Annotated in this window: 15 protein-coding genes; 2 read left to right on the top strand and 13 right to left on the bottom strand. The window is 60.5% G+C overall.

Annotated features, from left to right (window positions below):
* Window positions 1-51: 51 nt before the first annotated feature.
* The 5 genes from AC0ZWN_RS16145 to AC0ZWN_RS16125 are packed head-to-tail and all read right to left on the bottom strand — an operon-like array spanning window position 52 to window position 5,461.
* Window positions 52-1,260 (bottom strand): beta-ketoacyl synthase N-terminal-like domain-containing protein, encoded by a 1,209-nt coding sequence (locus AC0ZWN_RS16145; RefSeq protein WP_476335721.1) that lies wholly within the window; start codon window positions 1,258-1,260, stop codon window positions 52-54.
* The gene (locus AC0ZWN_RS16140) at window positions 1,257-2,552 is read right to left on the bottom strand and encodes a beta-ketoacyl-[acyl-carrier-protein] synthase family protein (protein ID WP_476335720.1); all 1,296 of its coding nucleotides are present in this window, start codon (window positions 2,550-2,552) and stop codon (window positions 1,257-1,259) included. The genes AC0ZWN_RS16145 and AC0ZWN_RS16140 overlap by 4 nt, the downstream gene beginning before the upstream one ends.
* Window positions 2,549-3,607: a beta-ketoacyl synthase gene (locus tag AC0ZWN_RS16135; RefSeq protein WP_476335719.1), complete on the bottom strand. Its 1,059-nt coding sequence runs from the start codon at window positions 3,605-3,607 to the stop codon at window positions 2,549-2,551. The genes AC0ZWN_RS16140 and AC0ZWN_RS16135 overlap by 4 nt, the downstream gene beginning before the upstream one ends.
* Window position 3,608: 1 nt before the next feature.
* Window positions 3,609-4,883: a beta-ketoacyl-[acyl-carrier-protein] synthase family protein gene (locus AC0ZWN_RS16130; RefSeq protein ID WP_476335717.1), complete on the bottom strand. Its 1,275-nt coding sequence runs from the start codon at window positions 4,881-4,883 to the stop codon at window positions 3,609-3,611.
* 8 nt (window positions 4,884-4,891) lie between these two features.
* Window positions 4,892-5,461, bottom strand: coding sequence for an acyl carrier protein (locus AC0ZWN_RS16125; protein WP_099757928.1), 570 nt, complete (start codon window positions 5,459-5,461; stop codon window positions 4,892-4,894).
* Between the two features lie 512 nt (window positions 5,462-5,973).
* Between AC0ZWN_RS16125 and AC0ZWN_RS16120 the strand changes: the two genes are divergently transcribed.
* The gene (locus tag AC0ZWN_RS16120; protein ID WP_003177747.1) at window positions 5,974-6,318 is read left to right on the top strand and encodes a cupin domain-containing protein; all 345 of its coding nucleotides are present in this window, start codon (window positions 5,974-5,976) and stop codon (window positions 6,316-6,318) included.
* 149 nt (window positions 6,319-6,467) lie between these two features.
* On the opposite strand, the gene mmsB is transcribed toward AC0ZWN_RS16120, so the two are convergent.
* Together mmsB and AC0ZWN_RS16110 are read right to left on the bottom strand one after the other, a co-directional pair.
* Entirely contained in the window at window positions 6,468-7,370 is a 903-nt protein-coding gene (gene mmsB, locus AC0ZWN_RS16115) for a 3-hydroxyisobutyrate dehydrogenase (protein ID WP_476335715.1), read from the bottom strand.
* Window positions 7,371-7,380: 10 nt separating this feature from the next.
* Window positions 7,381-8,907: a CoA-acylating methylmalonate-semialdehyde dehydrogenase gene (locus AC0ZWN_RS16110; protein ID WP_095051045.1), complete on the bottom strand. Its 1,527-nt coding sequence runs from the start codon at window positions 8,905-8,907 to the stop codon at window positions 7,381-7,383.
* Window positions 8,908-9,056: 149 nt separating this feature from the next.
* On the opposite strand from AC0ZWN_RS16110, the gene AC0ZWN_RS16105 reads away from it, so the two are divergent.
* Window positions 9,057-10,004: a LysR family transcriptional regulator gene (locus AC0ZWN_RS16105; protein WP_476335714.1), complete on the top strand. Its 948-nt coding sequence runs from the start codon at window positions 9,057-9,059 to the stop codon at window positions 10,002-10,004.
* Here AC0ZWN_RS16105 and yfiB read toward each other — a convergent pair.
* From yfiB to recC, 6 genes are all read right to left on the bottom strand, one after another.
* Entirely contained in the window at window positions 10,001-10,486 is a 486-nt protein-coding gene (gene yfiB / locus AC0ZWN_RS16100) for an outer membrane lipoprotein YfiB (protein WP_407047286.1), read from the bottom strand. The two genes, AC0ZWN_RS16105 and yfiB, sit on opposite strands and share 4 nt — an antisense overlap.
* A 14-nt stretch (window positions 10,487-10,500) precedes the next feature.
* Window positions 10,501-11,769 (bottom strand): diguanylate cyclase DgcN/YfiN, encoded by a 1,269-nt coding sequence (gene dgcN / locus AC0ZWN_RS16095; RefSeq protein ID WP_095051047.1) that lies wholly within the window; start codon window positions 11,767-11,769, stop codon window positions 10,501-10,503.
* Window positions 11,766-12,341, bottom strand: a complete 576-nt coding sequence (gene yfiR, locus AC0ZWN_RS16090; protein ID WP_476335712.1) for a regulatory sequestration protein YfiR — start codon at window positions 12,339-12,341, stop codon at window positions 11,766-11,768. The genes dgcN and yfiR overlap by 4 nt, the downstream gene beginning before the upstream one ends.
* Window positions 12,342-12,460: 119 nt before the next feature.
* Window positions 12,461-14,569, bottom strand: coding sequence for an exodeoxyribonuclease V subunit alpha (gene recD / locus AC0ZWN_RS16085; RefSeq protein WP_476335710.1), 2,109 nt, complete (start codon window positions 14,567-14,569; stop codon window positions 12,461-12,463).
* Window positions 14,566-18,255 carry an exodeoxyribonuclease V subunit beta gene (gene recB, locus AC0ZWN_RS16080; RefSeq protein WP_476335708.1) on the bottom strand — a complete coding sequence of 1,230 codons (3,690 nt, stop codon included), beginning with the start codon at window positions 18,253-18,255 and terminating at the stop codon, window positions 14,566-14,568. The genes recD and recB overlap by 4 nt, the downstream gene beginning before the upstream one ends.
* Window positions 18,252-21,704: an exodeoxyribonuclease V subunit gamma gene (gene recC, locus AC0ZWN_RS16075; protein WP_476335707.1), complete on the bottom strand. Its 3,453-nt coding sequence runs from the start codon at window positions 21,702-21,704 to the stop codon at window positions 18,252-18,254. The genes recB and recC overlap by 4 nt, the downstream gene beginning before the upstream one ends.
* Between the last annotated feature and the right edge of the window lie 220 nt (window positions 21,705-21,924).

The following is a 21,924-nucleotide window of genomic DNA, read 5'->3' as shown; positions in this document are numbered from 1 at the left end:
AGTTCTATCCCTTGAGTAAAAAATCAGCTGCGTTTCGTTGCGTGCCGACGGTCAGTCGGCCGCGTGAAATTCGAGTTGGTAACCGGCGCTAAAACCGTTGTCGTCGCGGTTGATGACCAGGCAATCGTGGAGCACGGCATCGCGCGGCCCACCGATCACAAACGGCAGATGCGCATCCAGCGGTTGCTCCAGGCCACTGACCGGCGGGATGCTCTGCGCCTGCAAAGCCTGCCGGGCAAAGATCAGATCAACCAGGCTCGGTGCACCACTGAGCATGCCGGTCAGCGGCGTGCTGCTGGTGATGTGCGCGGCGCCGGTTCGCGCCAGCGTGCGGGCCAGATCGGCATCCTTGTGCGGATCGCCAGTGGCGCTGCTGATCAGCAGATCCACCTGTTTGTCCGGCAGGTTCAGCGAATCCAGACGCGGGTGTGCGAACAGAGCGGTCAGACAGGTTTGCGGCCCGGCCGGCAGATCATCGGCGCGGCGCAACACCAGTGCCGCCGCACCTTCGCCGGCAATACCACCACTGCCCTGGCGATCGAAGGCTCGCAGGCTTGGCGAACCGTCGGTGCTGATTACGCCAGCCTCGGCCAGTGCGGCGAGGGCCAGCGGATCCAGTTCACTGCCCGCGCCCACCACAATGGCCGCATCGATCCGCCCGCTCTGCAACGCCGCGCAGGCTTCGCGCAGCGCCGCCAGATTGCCGGCCACGCCTTGCATGTAGGCGTTGCATTCGCACTCAAGCTTCAAGGCCAGACTGACGACGCCGAGCAAACCGTTGCTCAGGCTCTTGAGCACCAGGAACGGATCGAGTGCACGTTCCTGCAATACACGTTTGGCCAGACGCTGCATGTCGGCACCGCTCTCGGTCTGACATTCGTGCAGCAGTTCACCGTAAGACGCGAGCGACGGATGGGTGTAACCGCCCTGGCAGCAATAGAGACCAAAACGCACGTTGTCGCGGCCCGGTTCAAGCTCGGCCTCGGCCAACGCCTGGCGCACCGCACTGACGCCCCAGATCACCGCCGGCGGACAGTAACGCTGGAGGTTTTGCGCAACGTCCTGACGGCTACGTTGATGATCTCGATCAGCGATATGCCCGAACGCAGTCACCCGCTCGCTGTGGAACAGCGACGAGTTCAGGGGCGAGATTGCGCTGCGCCCTTCGCGGGCCGCCGACCAGAAACCCTCAACGCCCCAGCCGGTGGGCAATACACAACCGCTGCCGGCGATCGCGACACGTACAGTGGCGTCAGTCATTGTCCATGCTCCCGATATTTGCCAAGGGCCAGCGAAGTATTGAGGCCACCGAAACCGAAGGAATTGCTCAGCGCGTAATCCACTCGGCGGCTGACGGCTTGCCCGGCGCAGTAATCCAGATCGCACTGTTCGTCGGCGTCATGCAGGTTCACCGTTGGCGTGACCAGATCGTTGAGGCAGGCCAACGCGGTGACGATGCATTCCGGTGCGCCAGCGGCCGCGATCAGGTGACCGAACTGTGATTTGTTGGCGCTGATGGCCAAGGCTTGATAGTGCTTGTGTTCGGCGAACACGCTTTTAATCGCCAGGGTTTCGGCCACGTCGTTGAGCGGCGTAGAGGTGCCGTGGGCGTTGATCAGATCGATCTGCTGCGGCCGTAGCCCGGCGTCGTCGAGCGCGGCCTGCATCGCCAGTGCCGCACCGCGTCCTTGCGGTTGCGGTGCGGTGACTTTGTAGGCGTCCAGACTGCTGCCGAAACCCAACACCTCGGCATACGGCGTGGCGCCACGGGCCAAGGCATGTTCGAGGCTTTCCAGCACGACAAAACCACCGCCCTCGCCGGCAATCAGACCGCTGCGGTCACGATCGAACGGACGGCACAGATCCGCGCCCCAGCGCTGCTCGCCCGACGCGGCGCCGAGTAGATACAACGCGGCCATGGTGTCGAGGTTGAGCACCGAGTCGGCGCCACCCGCCAGCGCAACGCTGACTTCTCCGCGACGAATCATCTGGAAGGCATTGCCAATGGCTTGTGAAGCACCGGCACAGGCACTGCTGATATTGATCACCGGTCCTTCACAGCCCAGGTCGTCGGCGATTACCCGCGCCAGACGATCGTTGCTTTGGCGCAGCGAGCTATCGGCATTCACTTGCCCGGCCCGTGGCATCAGGTACGACCAGCTCGGGGTGCCACCATTCGGGGCTTCGGTCAGCAGCATGTCGGCGAGCATGTGCTGCGGTGCTCCCGAGGCACACAGCACCGCCGCGCCACGCAACTGTTCTGGCTGCAAGCCACTGTCACCGACTGCCTGCGTGGCAGCCACCCAACCAAACCGACTGCGCTTTTCCAGCGGCATCGTCCAGGCCGGATGGCTTTGCAGTTTTTCCGGCAACAGGCGCATGTCGACAGGCGCGGCATAACGCACCGCGAACGACGCCTCTTGCAAGTCGTCCGGCTGCCATGGCCGCACGCAATGTTCGGCGCCGAGCATTTTTTCCCAGAGGGTCTGCCATTCGAAACCGAAACCGGTGACGGCGCCCATGCCGGTGATCACAATCCGTGTCGCACTCATGCGTGCTTCTCCATGGTTTCACTGGCCAACAGCAATGCGCCCCAGTGACCGGCGCGAGTGTGGCTGACGAGCAGCGTGTAACCCGGTGTCGCCGCCGTATCACCGCTTAGATGCAAAGTCAGTGCGGCCTCTGTCAGCAAGCCGCTGGCGCCCAGTTCGCCGGTCATGGCGCGAGTGCTGCGAATCTCGCGCGGGAAAGCTTCGAGCAACTTCATCACTTGCCCGTCAGCGCAATTGCCGACGATATGCTCGACGTCGCCGACCCGCAGTTTTTCGACGCTCAGAACCTGATCGATGACGCGCCGACCCACCGCCACAGAGCGTTGCGGATCGTTGCTGTAACCGCGGGCAAATCCGGCAATGCGCACGGCGTGTGCCGCACCAGGCGGCGGTGTCGACGCCAGCAACAGCGCGGCGGCGCCCTCACCGAAAATCGCTTCGTTCGCCTGATCGGGCTCGCGCAGATACAGGGCCGGGGTCAGGTTCGGGCTGCTGCTGACCACCAACGCGGCGTCGGCATGTCGCTCGCCAATCTGCTGGCAAGCTTCGATCAGCGCATCCAGCCCGGCGTTGTCCTGAGAACAAAATCCACCCATTGGCCCATGGCAATTCAATGCTTCAGCCACATAGGCCATGACGCTGCTGTTGAGCAGGGTCAGCGCATGCAGGGGCGGTGTGTTGGCCAATAACTGCGCCAGTTGTTTTTGCGGCTGTTCGATGATCGCCTGCACCGCATCCCAGCAAGGACTCGGCGCGTCGACTTCAGGAATGGCCGCTGTCAGGGCAATGCGTGACGCGGGCAATTGCAGCGCCGCCAGTGCTGGCGCCAGCCGTGCAGCGCAATGCAACAGCCGTAAGCCCTGCGGTTCGACGCTGCGCTGGATCTTGCGATCAAACAGGTCACTGGCCAGTCGCGGTGTCGGCAAGGCAAACGCCTGACGCTGTGCGTCAAAGGCCAGCGGTTGCGCTGCGCAGGGTGTGCCGAGCAAGTCAGCGCATTCACTGCCCGCCACATTCAGCACCGCAGCGGCATTCAGGTAGATGGCTCGGTTCATGTCATGCCCTCCCCAGAACCAGCGAGCTGTTGATGCCGCCAAAGCCGAACGAGTTGGACATCACCACGCTGATCGGCTGTCGCACCGGCTCGCTCAAGAACTTCAGCGAAGGGTATTCGGCGCGCTCGGGGTCGTAATTCAGGGTGGGCAACAGCACACCGTCACGCAGGCTCATCAGCGACAGCACCGCTTCGATCGCGCCACTGCCTGCCAGGGAATGCCCGATGGCGGACTTGTTGGCGGTGAAGGTCATGAAGTCCTGGCACCCGCCGAACAGACGCTGCAACGCCAACGCTTCACAACTGTCATTGGCCTGCGTGGAGGTCCCGTGGGTGTTGACGTGTTGCACGGCGCTGCGCAGCAGCCCGGCGTCTTCGATTGCGGCTTCCATGCATTCCTCGTATTTACTGCCGTCGCGACTGCTGGAGGTCATTTTCTGCGCCTCGCAGACATTCGCGTAACCCAACACCCGGCCCAGTGGCGCAGCCTTGCGCCGTTGAGCGTGTTCAGCGGATTCGAGAATGACCATCGCCGAGCCTTCGCTGAGGACAAAACCGCTACGGTCAGGCATAAACGGGCGGCTTTGTTCGCTCGCCGGCAAGTCGGCCTGACAGAGCGCGCCGAGGCTGTTGAACATGTAATAAGGCAGTTCGTTGGCCATCAGTTCGACGGCGCCGCAGATAGCCAGATCGATCTCTCCGCGCTCGATCGCCCGGTAAGCACTGCCGATGGCCATAGTGCCGGCGGCACAGGCATCGGAATGGGTCGAGATGTGATCGCGGATGCCGAGCCGATCGGCCAGGTGCTGCGTCTGTTGATCGACCCGCCGAATGAAGGTCGCGCTGGACGGTGCCGGACTGTCCAGTAGACGGTCGAGGTCGACGCGCCCGGCCTGATCCATGCACCGGCTGAGCCGCTGCAGGTCGTGGCTGTCGGCACAGTACTTGTTGGCGCCCAGAAACAGACCGCTGCGACTGTGGGCAAAGTCTGCCGGTGTCAGACCGGCATGCTCCAGCGCCTGCCGGGCAACGTATTCGGCCAGCACACTTTGCCGTGGGTGCAGCGCCGCGTTGCCACCGAAACCGGCCCCGATCCGCTGCCACTGCGTATCGTCGATAAAACCGGCGGCGCTGTTGTTGAATCCCAGCGCCTTGAACCGAGGATGTTCGCGGACACAGGATTGCTTCCGGCAAATCCGCTCGAACAACGTGGCAGCGTCCAGCGCCATGGGCGCCACCAGACCGAACCCGCTCACATAGACTTCTCGTGCCCGCATGAGAACTCCTACACCGCTTCTTTGGTGTGAGTGGTGACAAACTGCTCAACCAATTGACGGGACACTTCATCGCCATCCGCCGGCACCAGACGTGCACTGCACGCGCCGCAGACCACTTGTTGGCGCTCGTTCAGAACCGCTTGGTGAGCGTTGCAATCCGGGCACGCTGCCGGCAGGTAGTTGAAGAGATTACGGCACTGGTTGGCCCAATTACGCACGGTGGTCGCGGCGAACACCTGAGCCGGTTGCATGCCCGCTTTCAGTTGATCCGGGGTGTAGGCGCTGAGGCTTTGCTCAAGCAGGTGCTTGCCACTTTCGGTAATGCGACCGTTGGCGAGAAACTCGCTGGCATCCCCGCAAACCGCCACCGCATGGTCAAGCACGCTGGTTTTCGGCAGTGTGCAGCCATATTGGCGGCCCAGCTGAAAGCTCAGGTCGACGATGTCCAGCGAGTCGGCACCGAGGTCTTCGACGATGCTGCTGTTTTCTTCGATGTCATTCGCATCCATCACCAACAGCTGTGCGAGGATTTCGCGAGTGCTGGCAACGACATGTTCCAAGTCCAATGGATTGTTCATTTCTATCTCCCTATATGTCGTGACTACTTCATGAATTCGACTTATGAAAAGTAACTTTTCCCACAGCAACTTCTCACGCGGCGGGAATCTAAACTCTGCCCTTAAGGGGAGAGTCAACGAACTATTCAAGGTTTTTTTACAACTCGAAAAAAGTCTGCAAAAGCCCACTGACACCGCACCTCCTTGGTGCGGTGAACGACTTATTTACTTAACAAAGACGGGGTATGGTGGGGCGCCCGCGGTATCAGGCAGGCTGACTATCGAAAGCAACTAAGGACGCAACGGAACAGACGTACTAAAAGTAAAAATCAGACAAGTAAAATAGTTATAACTTCATAGCCATTGTTTTAGATCAATACTGCCGTTAATTGATTTTGCTGGAAGGTTTACGTCTCCATCCGTAAAACCTGGCAGCGTTTCTGGATATCTGCATGTCGAGCACAGACATCTGGGCAGAAGCACGGCGCTATAGGGTGCAGCTTCCGTTTGATCGCCTTGTCTGGAGCCGACACATGACCGCCCCTATCACCGTTCTACGCGACACTCATCCGCTGCCGGTACTCGATGCCTGCAAATGGGAAAAACTCGAGGGCGACCCGCACACCGTTAACCTCAACGCCTACACCAGCGAAGACGGCAGCAAGATCATGGGCACATGGATCTGCACACCGGGCAAATGGCGCGTCGATTATGTGAAGTGGGAGTACTGCCATTTCCAGGAAGGCTACTGCGTGATTACTCCGGACGGCATGGCGCCGATTCATCTGCGTGCTGGCGATATTTTCGTGGTTGAGCCGGGGATGAAAGGCACGTGGGAAGTGGTCGAGACCGTGCGTAAATATTTCGTGTTCGCCTGATGCAAAAAAGCCGGGAGATCACCCGATGTGATTTCCCGGCAAACAATGTCTGATATACGCAAATCTCCTGCTCGCGAAAGCGGACCGTCAGTCACTTCCTTGTTGAAGCAACCGCCGTCATCGCGAGCAGGCTCGCTCCCACAGTTTGTTCAGCGCTGCCCTTCAATTGCAGGCTTGCGATAGCTGTTGATGATCGCCGAGAAGTCTTTCCCGCCGTCACCGCGCTGGCTCATCGCCTGATACAACTGCTGCGCCACCGCGCCGAGCACCACCGGTTGGTGCGCCTGACGCGCTGCTTCGGTCGCCAACCCCAGATCCTTGAGCATCAGTTCCGCACCGAACCCACCGGTATAACCACGCGAGGCCGGCGCCGTTTCGACGATGCCCGGCCACGGGTTGTACATCTCCGAACTCCAGCAACGCCCGGTCGAGCTGTTGATGATCCCGGCCAGCACCGAGGTGTCGATGCCCAACGCATCGCCCAGCGCCATCGCTTCGCTGACACCGACCATCGAGATCGCCAGTAGCAGGTTGTTGCAGATCTTGGCGATCTGCCCGGTGCCGACTTCGCCGCAATGCACAATGTTGCGGCCTATTTGCGCCAGCACCGGTTGCAGGGTGGCGAACAGTTGCGGGGTGGCGCCGACCATGAAGGTCAACGTGCCGGCAGTGGCACCGCCCGTGCCACCGGACACCGGCGCGTCGGCCATGGCCACGCCTTGTTTCGCCGCAGCGGCAGCCACATCGCGAGCGGTCTGCGGATCGATGGTGCTGCAATCCACCGCTGGCACACCTTGGCGAATGCCAGCCAGCACACCGTCCTCACCGAGCCAGACGCTGCGCACATGCACCGCCGCCGGCAGCATGGTGATCACCAGTTCGGCATCTTCAGCAGCTTCACGGGCCGAAGCACGAATGCTGCCGCCCAGTTGCTCCAGCTCCGCCAGCACGGTTTTGTTCAGGTCGACCAGACTCAGCGAGTGGCCGGCCTTGATCAGGTTGCGCGCCATTGGCGCGCCCATGTTGCCCAGACCGATAAATGCGATTTTCATGATCGATTCCTCAGCGCAGGTTGATGGTGGTATTCACGCCGTCGTTGACGCTGTCGTCATCGAACCAGCGCGCCGTGACTGTTTTGGTCTGCGTGTAAAACTGCACCACTTGCTTGCCGTACGGACCAAGGTCGCCGAGTTTCGAACCGCGCGAACCGGTAAAGCTGAAGAATGGCACCGGCACTGGAATCGGGATGTTGATGCCGACCTGGCCGACGTCGATTTCCGTCTGGAATTTACGCGCCGCCGCACCGCTCTGGGTGAACAGGCCAGTGCCATTGCCGAACGGGTTGGCGTTGACCAGCGCAATCGCCTGATCAAGGGTGTCGACTTCCAGCACCACCAGTACCGGGCCGAAGATTTCCTGGGTGTAGATCTGCATGTCGGTGGTCACGCCCGAGAACAGGGTCGGGCCGACAAAGTTGCCTTGCTCGTAGCCCGGCACCTTGATGTCGCGGCCGTCCAGTTCAAGCTTGGCGCCTTCCTTGATGCCGCTTTCGATCAGGTCGAGAATTCGCGCCTTGGCTTTCTTCGAGATCACCGGGCCGACATCGGTGCCCGGCTCATTACCGGCGTTGACGGTGAGTTTCTGCGCCAGCGCTTTCAGGTCCGGCAGCCATTGTTTCGCCGCACCGACCAGCACCACCACCGAGGTGGCCATGCAACGTTGCCCAGCGGCACCGAAACCGGCGCCGACCAGCGCATTCAGCGCTTGCTCGCGATTGGCATCGGCCAGCACCACGGCGTGGTTCTTCGCGCCCATCATCGATTGCACGCGTTTACCGTGCTTGCCGGCCAGGTCATAAACGTGAGTGCCGACAGCGGTCGAACCGACGAACGACACCGCTTTGATGTCCTTGTGCGTGCACAGGCCATCGACCACATCTTTACCGCCGTGAACCACGTTCAACACGCCCGCCGGTACACCGGCCTCGATTGCCAGCTCGACCAACAGCATGGTCGACAGCGGATCCTGTTCGGACGGCTTCAAGACGAAGGTGTTGCCGCAAGCGATGGCCATCGGGAACATCCACAGCGGAATCATCGCCGGGAAGTTGAACGGGGTGATGCCGGCGCATACACCGATCGGCTGACGCAGGGTGTAGGTATCGACGCCGCCGGCGACGTTTTCGGCGAACTCGCCCATTTGCAGCGTGCCGATAGAGCACGCGTGCTCGACCACTTCCAGGCCACGGAAAATATCGCCCTCGGCGTCGGCAATGGTTTTGCCCTGCTCGGCACTCAGGACGACGGCAATACGTTTGGAGTGCTCGCGGATCAGCGCTTGCAGCTTGAGCATGATGCGCATGCGCGCACCGATCGGAGTCAGTTTCCAAGTCTGGAAAGCGCGCTGGGCGGCGCTGACGGCGGCATCGACTTCAGCGGCGGTGGCAAACGGCACTTTGGCCAGCACCTGTTGGGTGGCCGGGTTGACGATGTCGTGCCATTCGGTGGTCTGCGACTCGACCCACTCGCCGTCGATCAGCAGTTTGACCTTCTGCAGCGTGGTGTCGTTGGGCGTAAGCGATGCGTTCATGCTGGTCTCCGAAACTTGTTTTTATCGTAGGAGCCAAGGCGAAGGGTTCGCCTTGAGATGAGGCGTGTGTCACGAATTGGTTGTCGGACTGTTTTTGGAGTATAGATGTGCAAACTTCTAATAAGAACGCACATATAAGCCCGTCCATCATGCAAAAAAACATCACCTCCCTCGGTTCGCTGAACTGGGACGACCTCAAGTTTTTCCTCGAAGTCGCCCGCACCCGCAAGGCCAGCACTGCTGCCAAACGGCTGGCTGTCGACTACACCACGGTGTCGCGGCGGATCAGTTCGCTGGAAGCGGCATTGGGCACTTTGCTGTTCGAGAAATCGCGGACCAGCGGCTTCGTCCTGACCAGCGAAGGCCAGCGCTTGCTCGGTTATGCCGAGTCGATTGAAAGCACATTGCACATGGCCTGCGAGCAGGTATCCGGCTCTGGCGTGGCACTCTCCGGGCACGTGCGCATGGGTTGCACCGAAGGCTTCGGCAGTTTTTTCATCACCCCGCAGCTGAGCCATTTCGTCGACGCCTACCCGGCGATCTCGGTGGACATCCTGCCGCTGCCGCACTTCATCAGCCTGTCCAAGCGCGAGGCCGATATCGTCATTGCTCTGGAACGCCCGGAGCATGGACCGTACGTCTGCTGCAAACTCTGCGACTACCGTTTGCAGCTCTACGCAACCCAGGACTATCTGGACCAACACCCACCAATCCGCCGCCCGGCCGATTTGAGCAAGCATCAATTCATCAGTTATGTGGATGACCTGGCGTTCAGCTCGGAGCTGCTGTACCTGGCGAACGTGTTGCCGGGCGCCAGCGCGCATTTGCGCAGCACCAGCGTGATCGCGCAGTTCGTCGCCGCACAGCAGGGGCGTTCTCTGGCGATTCTGCCGTGCTTCCTCGCCGCACAAGATCCGCGCCTGCTGCCGGTATTGCCGAAGGACATCGACATCACCCGGCAGTTCTGGATGTACTGCCGGGAGGATCTGCGCAAGTTGAAACGGATCACCCTGTTGTGGGATTACATCCGTGAGGTGACCGAGCGTAATCAGAGTCTGCTGATGGGGCAAACCCGCGACATGCAGTTCGCCGATTAGTCGGCGCTGACCACAATCGAGACCCGGCGGTTTTCCGTGCGACCGGCTGCCGTATCGTTGGATGCCACCGGCTCTTTGCTGCCCAGGCCCTGCAGCTGGATGTTCTCGTCCTTCATGCCGACTGTGCGCAGGACGTTGGCGACACTTTTCGCACGGCGCAGGGACAGTTGCTGGTTGTAGGTTTCCTTGCCCGATGCATCGGTGTGACCATCGACGCGCACGCGCTCGATGCCGACACCCAGCAGGGCCTTGCCAATGCGTTCGACGATCTCGGTGCTTTGCGTGTTCAGGCTTTCGACGTCGCTGCCAAACAGCACTTTGCCGGACAGGCCAAACTCCCAGCCCTCGTCAGTCAGTTCAAAGCCCTGTTGTTTGAGCACGGCGACTTGCGCCGGGGTCAGGCCTTTTTGCGGCGCGGTCTGGCAACCGGTCAGGGCCAGTACGGCGATCAACAGCACAGCGTAAAAAGATCGAATGGTCAGTGTGGACACGAGAGTCAGCTCCTGGTTTGCACGGAATCGACCGGGTGCTCCGCCCCGGCCGTGAATTGGGCGCCGCGCGACAGGCGCTTGGCTTGATACATCGCCGCATCGGCGGCATCGAGCAAGGCCCCCGGCGTGGCACCATGATCGGGAAAAACCGCAATGCCGATACTGAGCGAGGTCACCACACTGGTGTCGCCCGGCAACGCGATGGGCATGTCCATGCTGGCGAGGATCTTGTCGGCAATCCGCTCAGCATCTTCGACCTTGTGCAGCGGCGTGAGCAGAACCGCGAACTCGTCACCGCCCAGCCGCGCCACCAGATCCTCTTCGCGCAATTGCGCACGGACGCGGTTGGCCACGGCCACCAACACCGCATCACCGGCGGCGTGGCCGAAGTTGTCGTTGATGCCTTTGAAACGGTCACTGTCGAGAAACAACACGGCCACGCGCTCATCGTGTTTGCCGGCATTGCGCAACGCGCGGATCAACCGCCCTTCGAAAAAGGCGCGGTTTGGCAAACCGGTCAGGCTGTCGTGACTGGCTTGGTGAGCGAGGGTTTCATTTTCGTTTTGCAGATGGGTTTGCCACGACTCCAGTTCGTCGAGCAAGGCGTTGAAGTCATTGCCGAGGTTGTCGAGTTCGGCGATCTTCGCCGGCGGCACGCGGCGGTCCAGCGCGCGTTCACTGCGTGCGGCGTGGGCGACGGCGGCCAGGCTGCGCAGGGGGCCGGTGATGCCGCGTAACTGGCGCCGCGCCAGGTAGAGCGCGACCCAGGCGCTGATCGCGGTACAGAGGATGATCCCCGCCAGACCACTGAGCAGAAAGCGCATCAGGCTACCGCCATGACCCGTGAGCAATACGCGACCGATTTCACGGTCCTGATGCTCGATCGGCAGGCTGATGGGTTTTTCCAGGACGGCGCGGGTGATCTGCATTTCCAGCTCAGAGAACAAGCCGTTTTCCGGTCGCTGCCAATGCGCGAGCAGTTGTCCCTGGCTGTCCAGCACCTGGGCATCAGCGACCTCTTCGGCGGAAGCAATCAGCGCCAGCGATTCGTTGGCGGCCGTCTTGTCGTTGAACACCACCGCAGCTTCCACGGTGTAGCTGATCGAACGGGCGATCAAGTGCAGGTTATGGTCGGCGTAAACCCGTAACGCCAATACACCGAGCAATGTCAGCGAAACACTGGCCATCGCCACGCCCACCAGCGCAACAATCAAATGCCCTCGGCCGATGACCGACCCCAACGTCGGGCGTTTTTCCGCTCGGAACAGTTTCATGGTGCCGCCGGTTTGCGACGCGACAATTGCAGCACGCTTGGGTGAATACGCACGCCGCTGCGGGCAACGGAGTCGAGGTTGACCTCGAAAGACACCTGTTCATCGCCAATGCGTAGACAGAACAGACTGCCGACCGTGCATTGATCGCCGCCTTCGCTGATGCTCAGCACCGGATGACCGATCAGCGAAGCGAACAAGCGAGCGCGTTCATCCACCGTGAGTTTGCCGATGTACACCGCATCGCAGTCGCTGACGATGGCCGGGTTGTCGGCCAGCAGGCGACGTACGGTCACCGGCCGGCCGGTGGCTTGAGTGGTGCCTTTGACCAGATCATCGGTGTATTCGGTGGGGCCGACGATGCACAAGCGCAATTGCGCCGGTTCCACCGGCCAGCGCGCGTAGCTGAGAATGCCAAGAACAACCTGAGTGACAGATTTGGCCCGTTGTTCGGCCATGCCCGTCGGCGCTTGCGACTGTGCGACAGCCGCCCCCGTCAACAACCAGAGCAGACCGACAAGCAACGCGTGCTTGCAGACAACTACGCGCTCTGTCGCCCAGACAGACACCTTCATGCAGGGATTCTCTTGGATCGTAGCGAAATGATGCCGCAACGATAGCACAGCACTGGAACGCCAGCGAGACAGCGACCTCTGACCGGTCGGTCAGTAATCGCCGTCAATCGTCTGGATTTTCATCCCCGAGGCACGGCGCCCTCTTCCAGTTCCAGCATCAGCCCGCTCAGGCGTTTGACCTTGCGCTGCACTGCCTCCTCGAACACCCCCGGGCGGGATTCGATCAGGGTGAACCAGTGCTTGGCGCGGGTGATGCCGGTGTAGATCAATTCTTTGGTGAGCACCGGGTTCAAGGCATCCGGCAGGATCAGCGCCGTGTGGGCAAACTCCGAGCCCTGGGACTTGTGTACCGTCATGGCGTAGACGGTTTCAACGTCGTTCAGGCGGCTGGGCAGTACAAAGCGCACGCCGCCCTGGCCGTCGTTGCGCGGGAACGCCACGCGCAATACCGGTTTTCCCGCGTCCGGCCCTTCGCGCTCGGGCAGCTTGAGGGCGATCCCGATGTCGCCGTTCATCAAGCCCAGACCGTAATCGTTACGAGTCATCAGAACCGGACGGCCTTCGTACCATTGCTGATCGTTTTCAATCAGACGTGCTTTGAGCAATGCGGCGGTGATTCGTTGATTCAGACCTTCGACACCCCATGGCCCTTTGCGCACGGCGCACAGCAACTGGAAAGTGTCGAAAGCTTGCAAGACTTCGCGGGCCCAAACGACCCAGTCCGGATGTTCGAGGGGCCGAGCCGAGGGTGGGCGCTGGTCACGCAGCACACTCAGATAATGGCGGTAACCCTGCGGGCCGTCGCCGTGCCCTTCCAGCAGCAGGCGCTCCAGCTTGTGATCCTGTTCGCCCTTGAGCGGCAACGAATACACGTCGTCATAGTGTCCGGCGGTGAGCAACTGACGCGCTTCATCCGGCAACTGTTGATTGACCCGACGCGCGAGCTGACCGATCCCGCTGCCCTCGCCGAAGCGCCGGGAGTGGCGCAGCATGACCACCTGCTGGGCCAGCGGGTGAGCGCCTTCGACGTCTTCATGCAAGCCGCTGCCCTGCAACGACTCACCGCTGACCGACTCCAGCCACTGTCGGGTCTGCGGGCTGTACCAGCCACCCTCGGCGTCACGGCACAAATCCCCCAGCACAGCGCCGGCCTCCACAGAGGCCAGTTGGTCCTTGTCGCCCAACAGAACCAGGCGTGCATGGGGTGGCAAGGCATCGAGCAGATTGGCCATCATTTCCAGGTCGATCATCGAGGCTTCGTCGACCACCAGCACATCCAGTGGCAAGCGATTGCCGGCGTGGTGGCGGAAATGGCGGGTGCCGGGACGGCTGCCCAGCAAGCGATGCACGGTGGTGACGTCACAAGGAATCTTCGCCCGCACCTCTTCGGTAACTTTCAGCGACTGCACCTGCTGGCTGATGGACTCGGTCAACCGCGCCGCGGCCTTGCCTGTCGGTGCCGCCAGACGAATCCGCAGCGGATGACCGGTAGCGACTGCGGGCGCTTGAAGCAGGGCCAGCAAACGCACCACCGTGGTGGTTTTGCCGGTACCCGGACCGCCGGTGACGATGCTGAAGGCACCGCGAGTGGCAAGGGCGCAGGCGAGTTTCTGCCAGTCGATTACCTCGCCGGTTCTGGCTGATCCGAACAGTTCGTTCAAGCGCTGCGGCAGATCGTCCGGTGTTGGTTCGACTTGCTCCAGGCGCTGGCGCAACGCCGTATCGATGCGTCGCTCGTAAGCCCAATAGCGTCGCAAATACAGGCGTTTGCCCGACAACACCAGCGGACGTTGCTGTGCGCTATCGCTGGTATCCGCCGCCAGAGCGACCAAAGAGCTTTCGGCCAAAACCTTGCACCAGTGAGCACCGTCGAGCGCCTCAAGCAATTGCGACGGCAGCAACAGCACACCGCCTTGCACGTCGCCTTCGGGGGGCAGCGACAGCGCGAAGTCAGGAGCCTTCAGGGTTTCGTACAGATCAAGACAGACATGACCGTGGCCCAGTTGATGGCTGGTCAGGGCGGCAGCCAGCAGCACCAGCGGATCGGTGTCGCGCTCAAGTTCGTGCAGGAACGCGACGAACGCTTTGTCCAGCGCACGCAGCCAGCCACGCTCGACCCAACGAGTCAGCAATATCAACAGGTCATCGGCGCGAGTCAGCGGCGAAAGCCTCGACAGGCTGTCGGCTGCGAGCGGTATGGGTAGCAGATCGGCAAAGGTGCGGCTCATAGCAGGACTCCCTGTTCCCAGGCGGGTTCGGACTTGGGTTCAGGTTTTCCTTGAAACATACGGTCGAGACGCTCGATCAGTTCACGGGGTGGACGGGCGAAATACACACCACGACTGTCAGCACGCGTGCCACGCAGGAACAGATACAACGCGCCGCCGACATGTCGGTCGTAATCGTAATCAGGCAGCCGCGCCTTGAGCTGGCGATGCAACGCCAGCAGGTACAACACGTATTGCAGGTCATAGCGGTTGTCGAGGATCGACTGTTCCATGGCCTGCTCGGTGTAGGCCTGATCATCCACACCGAGCCAGTTGGATTTGTAGTCCGCCACGTAGTAACGGCCATCGTGTTCAAAGGTCAGGTCGATGAAGCCCTTGAACATGCCGTTGAGTTGCACCGGTTCGGCTGCCACGCGGGCCACGCCCCGATGCGTATGCTGACGCACCAGTTCGTCGAGTTTGAGTACATCGACTTTATGGCTGGCGAACCAGAATTCCATTTCGACCCGATATTGCTTCAGCTGTTCGAGTACAACCGGTGGCTGCCCGCCGGCAATCGGTAGTGGCGATTTGAGCAAATGCTGCAACCAGTCACTCAAGGTGGTGATCCAACCCTCCCAACCGCGAAGGTTGCAGCGTCGGGCAATCGCATCCTCCAGCGCCTCGCGGGAAACGGCAAAGCCGTCATCTCCGGCCCATTCCAGCAAACCGTGGAGAAATGTTCCCGGATTGGGACCGCGCGGAAAGCGGTGGATATCGGCGCCGCCGGCAATGATTTCCCGCGGCGCATCGGGGTCGAGGCGTTCGTCATCAAACAGCTTTTGCGCTTGCGGGCTGTCCGGTGCTTCATCGCTGCCGCCACTCAACACGTCGCTGATGCGCAGAGCGCTGTAGGAGGCGATCCACCAGTTTTCGCTGGCCTTGCGCTTGGGCAACAGTGTGGCACTCAGCACGGCGTCATTGCGTGGCGGCTGGTAATGCTCGTCAGTGGGTTGGGGCATTTCATCGATATGGATAGCCGGGCAATCCTGTTGCAGATCTTGCAGCCAGCGTTTCAGTTCGCTGGACTCGCCAAGCGATGCGCCACCACCAAGCAGATAACCCAGCGCCGAGAGGTGCAGCACCGAGCTGTTGTTATTGCCCCGCTTGAGATCCGTCACGCCCAACCAGCAGGCATGTTGTGCGCGAGTCAACGCAACGTAGAGCAAGCGCAAGTCTTCGGCCAACCGCTCATCGTCCGCTTGCGCTACCAACTCGGCAGTTGGTTTCAAACTCATCTGAGCCTTGCCCTCTGCATCGTGGTAATGCAGTGGCAGGCGACTGCCATCCACGGGTTTTGCCGAACAAATGAACGGCAAGAACACCAATGGATATTCCAGGCCTTTGGACTTGTGGATGGTCACGACCTTGACCAATTGCTCATCACTTTCCAGACGCAGAATCTGCTCTTCGCCGGCCTGGCCAGACACTGCCAGCAGTTCAGCCAGATGGCGAATCAGCGCTTGTTCACCGTCCAGCTCCGCTGCTGCTTGCTGCATCAATTCCGACAGGTGCAAAAGGTTGGTCAGGACACGCTCGCCATCGGTGCGCGTCATCAAGGTTTGCGGCAGATGGAAGTCGTGCAGCAGGCGGCGCAACATCGGCAGCACGCCTTGCTTGCGCCATAGCTCGCGATAGCCACGAAACTGCATGACCCGGGTTTCCCAGACCAGTTCGTCCTGGTTCAGACGTTCCAGTTCGGCCAATGGCAGGTTCAGGGTGATGCAAGCCAATGCCGCTTTCAGGGAGCGTTCGACATCCGGCTCGGCACAGGCCTTGAGCCAGGACAACAAATCGTGGGCTTCTTGTGCCGCGAATACCGAATCCTTGTCCGACAGATAAACGCTGCGCACGCCACGGGCGGCGAGTTCTCCACGTACGGCCTGGGCCTCTTTACCATCGCGCACGAGAATCGCGATGTCGGACGGCCTCAGGCCTCTGAAGTCTTTGCCGTCCTGAATAAACCCTGCGCTAGCGTTTTGCCCACCATTGAGCAGCGAGGTGATTTCGCTGGCGCACGCTGCCGCCAACTGCTGACGATAGACCGCACCTGACAGTGGCTGGTCGGTGGACAAGTGCCAGACATTCAACGCCGCGACAGCTTGCCCGGCAACTTGCAGCTGTTCCTTGCGACCTTGAGATTCGACGGGGAGGAACGGCACCGGGTTGTCGCCGTTTTTCTCGCGGAACAAAAACGCTCCGCGGCCCTGCTCTCGGGACTCGGCGCGTGCGAAAACATGATTGACCGCGTTGACCATGCCGTGGCTGGAACGGAAGTTGGTGCCCAGCGTATGCAGCCGGCCAGTGGTGGCCTGACGCGCGCGCAGGTAGGTATAGATGTCTGCACCACGGAAAGCGTAGATCGCCTGCTTCGGATCACCAATCAGGAACAGGCCGGTCTCAGGACTGTTGTCTTCGATGCGATAGATACTTTCGAAGATTCGGTACTGCACCGGGTCGGTGTCCTGAAACTCATCGATCAGCGCGACCGGGAACTGCTCGCGAATCAACGTCGCAAGACGTTCGCCTCCGTCGGATTGCAGAGCGGCATCCAGGCGCAACAACATGTCGTCGAAGCCCATCTCGGCGCGACGCCGCTTCTCTTCTTCAAAGCGCGCGCCTACCCATTTGGCGGCATGTTGCAGCACTGCGGCATCAGGGGTTGGCAATGCATCGAGACTCGACTTGAGCTTCGGCATCGCGTCCAGGCCGGGGTGACTGGGAGCATGGCCTTTCCACGCTTCGGCCATCCCGTCGGGAGTCAGTCGGGTGAAACCAGTGCCGATATCCAGTTGTTCCAGGGACTCATCTTCGGCCCATGCCTTGAGCTTTTCGAACCACGGTTCGAAGTAACGCGCCTGCATCTTGCGACCGTCGACAGTTTTGCTCGCAACACCTTGATGACAGATGGCGAGCAATTCGTCTGCCCACTGACGCCATGGCATTTTCAGCTCGATCAGCGCGGCACGGCGTTCTTGCAGACATTCATCGATCAGCTCCGCAGGCGCCTTGCCCTCGTCGCTGTCACGCTCGCTGGCGAACAGGCCGCGCACGCGAGGCAACAACGCCGCCGGCCCACCCCAATTGCTGCGAACCCAATTCAAGGCATCGCCCTGCATCGGGTAACAGAACAGCCGCCAGTAATCGCGCAGCACTTCGCCGAGCAACTCGCTGTGATCGGTTTCCAGGGATTGGGTGAACAAGCTGCCGCTGTCGAACGCATGCTCACGCAGCATGCGCTGACACCAACTGTGGATCGTCGAGACAGCTGCCTCGTCCATCCATTGCGCGGCGACATCGAGGCGGTTGGCGCAACCGGGCCATTGAGGGGAGTCGAATTGATCACGCAATTCGGCGATCAGCGCGTCGGGTGCAGGCGTTTCGTCACGAAAGAATCGAGCGGCCTCAGCCAGACGCGTGCGTATGCGCTCACGCAGTTCCTTGGTCGCGGCATCGGTGAAGGTCACCACGAGAATCTGTGGTGGCAACAGTTCTCGGCCGAATCCATTCGCCTCGTCACCATGCCCGAGGATAAGCCGCAGATACAAAGCCGAAATGGTAAAGGTTTTACCGGTACCGGCACTGGCTTCGATCAACTGGCTGCCCTGTAGCGGGAATGCCAGTGCGAGGGATGTCTTGGTACTCATGCGCGAGCCCCTTCGGTGGACAGCGAACGCCAGGGCGCTTCAAACAACGGGCGATACAAGGCGTCACACCAACCGGAGAACGTCTCTTCGGCAAGCAATGCGTCAAAATCGGCAAATTGCCGTGACAACGCCGGGCTCTCCCGGCGCTCGCCTTCGCTGGTCTGCCCGTCACCTTCATAGGCTTTACGCGCGGCCGCTTCGGCCTTCAGCGGGTCGCTCTGAGCGAGCCACGCGAAGGCAGTTTTTACCGCGATCGGCAGTGGCTGACGCATCCCGGCCTGCCAGGCGAGGAGCAAATCGCCGAGGAAACGTACCGCTCGATCCGGCTCCATCGGTTCAAGCAGCAGCGTGTCATCGTTGGCCACCAATGCGGTGCTCAGGGAAAGTCCGCTGGCGCAGGCCACCAGATGATTCACCCAGGGTTTGGTCAGGCGATGCCATTTTCGGCTTTTGATCGAGCCAATGCTGTTGGGAATGGTCGTGACCGACAACAGGCCACCGTCAGCACGCTGATGCAAACCGGCAAGCCAGCCTTCGAGTCGCAAGCCCTGCAATTCAAGGTTGACCGGCGTGGCACTGCTCAACGGGGTCGGCCACAGTGTCAGCAGTTGCTGATAACGCTGCAGTAGATCCGGCAGAGGTTCGATCAGCTCTCGCTGCAGGCACTCGCCAAACCCGGCCATTGGCAACAGACCGCTGTTTTGCAGACGTCGTGCCTGGGCAGTCAGCGCCTGTTCGACATTGTCCGGTTGCCTGAGAGCAGCTTCGAGCAGGCTGTCGCTGAGCGTGTAACGCTGCAATGCGTCCAGCACGAAGGGCTCTTCATCGGCCAGGGGGGCTTCGGCCGCTTCGAAATACACTTTGAGACGTTGGGTAAAAAAGTGCCGGACCGGGTTGCGCAAAAAGTCCTGCAACAACGCCAGGCTCAGGGGTTCATCTTGTACATAAGGCGTCAGCACCTGCGCTTCGTTTTGAGACTCATGCTGTTGATGCAGAACCTGCCATTCGCTGGCATAGCTGAAGAGTTGATCACCTTCATGAAAATAGCGCGCACTGAACGGTTGCAGCGGGTGCTCTTGGGTCATGGCACTCAACAGATCACGATTTTCGTCGGGCAATCGCCAACCGCTGGCGAGGTGATCGCGCAGTTGGCCAATCAACACGGAGGCAGGTCGCTCACTGTTGTCGCGGATGCTGCGTCCCACCCAGCTGATGTACAGCTGATTGCGCGCCGACAAAAGCGCCTCAAGCAAAAGATAACGGTCATCTTCACGTCGTGAGCGATCTCCCGGACGGTAGTCGCTGCCCATGAGGTCGAAGTCCAGCGGCGGCTGTGCGCGTGGATAGTCGCCGTCGTTCATTCCCAGCAGGCAGACCAGTTTGAACGGTATGGCACGCATGGGCATCAGCGTACAAAAATTCACGGCACCAGCCAGAAAGCGCTGAGACAAACGCCCCTGGTCCAGGCCGGCGAGCCAGGCTTCACGAACCACGGTCAGTGGTAGCTCATCCGCCAGACCTACGGCGTCACAGGTTTCCAGCCAGGTTTCGCGCAGCTCTTCGAGTTGGGTCAACAAGTAGTCGTCATGCTCGTTACTGGCCTTGAAGAACAGTTGCATCAGCGCCTGTAAACGGTATCCCCACTCCTTGGGTTGAGCGGGTTGGGTGAGCTGTTGGTGGGCCAGTTCCAGCGCATCGAGCAGAGCCACCAACGGCCCGATCAGTGCGGCGTCGAGTCCGCCGATCTCATCGTAGGGTTCAATCCCTTCGCATGCATTGGCACTGCCGACGGCGTAGCCCAGAAGCATGCGACGCAGGCCGAAATGCCAACTGTTTTGCTCAAGCTCGTCGGGTAAACCCAGACCCGCTCGCTGCTCGGCACTCATGCCCCAACGCACGCCCGCGCCTTCGATCCAGCGATGCAGTGTCGACAGGTCGCGCTCTTCTACACCAAAGCGAGCGCGGAGTGCAGGAACGTCGAGCAGGTCGAGAATTTCACTGACCGGGAAACGACTGTCGGGAAGCTTGAGCAGGTGTTCGACCGCGATCAGCAGTGGATCACGGCCACGTTGTCCCTGGTCCGCCAATGTGAAGGGGATAAACCGCGAATCATGCCGGTCAAGCTGACCAAAAACCGCGCGGATATGCGGGGCATAGCTATCGACGTCAGGCACCATGACGATCACATCGCGCGGACGCAGATCCGGGTTGGCACTGAAGCGTGCCAGGAGCTGGTCATGCAGTATTTCGACTTCACGTTGAGCGCTGTGGGCAATATGAAAGCGGATCGACTCGTCCTGTGCCAGATCGACAGCAGGCCAGTGCTCACGGGTTTCATTGAGTGGGCGCAACTCAAGGATATCGTCCTGTAGTTGATTGAGCAGATTGTGCGGCTGAGTTTCGCTGAACAGGTCTATGCGGCCGTCGCGAAAAGCCGCCCGATAGCTATTGGGATCGTCATAACTGTCGAGCAGGTTGATGTAGTCCCGACCCTGTTTGCCCCACGCAGCCAACAGTGGATGGGCGTGTTGATGCAGTGTTTCAGGATCCAGCACTGCTGGCATTCCGGTCTTGCGCGATTGCCGTTTGTATTGATGCCGCAGCAGATCCTTGTCGGCGACAATGTCGGCCCAATGGTGCCGGCACGGGTTGTGTACACACAGCAGAACCTGACTGAAACGCGCGAGCCCGGCCAGCGCTTCAAGTACTTGGGCTGGCAGCGAAGAAATCCCGAAAACGATCACTCGCGAAGGCAATCCCGCAGGTGCTTCGTTGAGGTTGTTGATGCGCTCAATAAACCGTTGATGAACGCCGGCACGACTCTGCGCCATACCTTGCTCACCCACGTCATCCAGCAGCGCACGCCACAGTTCTGCCTGCCAGCAACTGGTCGGGGGCAGTGGTTTTACTTCACCTCTGACAGTGCGCAATTGATGCCGGCCTTCGGCCCAGTCTTCCAGCCAGTCGGCCCGGTACACCTGATATTGGTCGAACAGATCCGCCAAGCGTTCGGACAATTGATAGCGCTTGCGCAGGTCGGTGTCATGGGTAAGGAAGCGTTGCAACGGCTCGAAATGCGGGCGATCAATGACCTGTGGCAGCAGACGCATAAGGCGCCAGGTCAGCGGGGCCTTATCGAGCAGGGATTTGGGAGGAATTTCATCTCGACCCAATACCATGCGGTAAAGCTGCCACATGAAACTGCCCGGCAGTTGCACATCTATCGCGGCAGCAATACCGCAACCTCCGAGGTCGTCGTCCTCTGGATCTTCAGCCAAGGCCAGTTTGAGCCACTGCGCAATACCGTTGCTCTGCACCAGAGCGATTTCGTTTTCCAGCGGGGCCAGTGGATAGCGCCGCATTATGCTGATCACAAGGCTGCGCAGTTCGTCCAGACTATTGCTCTGGACCACCATGAATGCAGCGTTGAGGGACTGGGCGTCCGGCATAAGGGTTTCCTTGGAGAAGTACAAAAGCCAGGGCAGAACCTTAGCATTGTCGACAGGGTATGACAGCCGGACGACATCCTTGGATGCTGTACGAACTTTCCTGCGGGCAAAACAAAACCCCAACTGCTTTCGCAATTGGGGTTTCGGAATTTAATCTTGACGATGACCTACTCTCACATGGGGAAACCCCACACTACCATCGGCGATGCATCGTTTCACT

It is taken from the genome of Pseudomonas sp. 3B-A001-10F (genome assembly GCF_056313565.1).
This window is presented reverse-complemented; position numbering and strand designations above follow the sequence as displayed.

Excerpts from the sequence above, each read along its gene's own strand:
- recB (WP_476335708.1), bottom strand. The coding sequence starts at position 18,255 with ATGAGTACCAAGACATCCCTCGCACTGGCATTCCCGCTACAGGGCAGC.
- AC0ZWN_RS16110 (WP_095051045.1), bottom strand. The coding sequence starts at position 8,907 with ATGAACGCATCGCTTACGCCCAACGACACCACGCTGCAGAAGGTCAAA.
- AC0ZWN_RS16105 (WP_476335714.1), top strand. The coding sequence starts at position 9,057 with ATGCAAAAAAACATCACCTCCCTCGGTTCGCTGAACTGGGACGACCTC.
- AC0ZWN_RS16120 (WP_003177747.1), top strand. The coding sequence starts at position 5,974 with ATGACCGCCCCTATCACCGTTCTACGCGACACTCATCCGCTGCCGGTA.
- dgcN (WP_095051047.1), bottom strand. The coding sequence starts at position 11,769 with ATGAAACTGTTCCGAGCGGAAAAACGCCCGACGTTGGGGTCGGTCATC.
- AC0ZWN_RS16125 (WP_099757928.1), bottom strand. The coding sequence starts at position 5,461 with ATGAACAATCCATTGGACTTGGAACATGTCGTTGCCAGCACTCGCGAA.
- mmsB (WP_476335715.1), bottom strand. The coding sequence starts at position 7,370 with ATGAAAATCGCATTTATCGGTCTGGGCAACATGGGCGCGCCAATGGCG.
- recD (WP_476335710.1), bottom strand. The coding sequence starts at position 14,569 with ATGAGCCGCACCTTTGCCGATCTGCTACCCATACCGCTCGCAGCCGAC.
- AC0ZWN_RS16130 (WP_476335717.1), bottom strand. The coding sequence starts at position 4,883 with ATGCGGGCACGAGAAGTCTATGTGAGCGGGTTCGGTCTGGTGGCGCCC.
- yfiR (WP_476335712.1), bottom strand. The coding sequence starts at position 12,341 with ATGAAGGTGTCTGTCTGGGCGACAGAGCGCGTAGTTGTCTGCAAGCAC.
- recC (WP_476335707.1), bottom strand. The coding sequence starts at position 21,704 with ATGCCGGACGCCCAGTCCCTCAACGCTGCATTCATGGTGGTCCAGAGC.
- AC0ZWN_RS16135 (WP_476335719.1), bottom strand. The coding sequence starts at position 3,607 with ATGAACCGAGCCATCTACCTGAATGCCGCTGCGGTGCTGAATGTGGCG.
- AC0ZWN_RS16140 (WP_476335720.1), bottom strand. The coding sequence starts at position 2,552 with ATGAGTGCGACACGGATTGTGATCACCGGCATGGGCGCCGTCACCGGT.
- AC0ZWN_RS16145 (WP_476335721.1), bottom strand. The coding sequence starts at position 1,260 with ATGACTGACGCCACTGTACGTGTCGCGATCGCCGGCAGCGGTTGTGTA.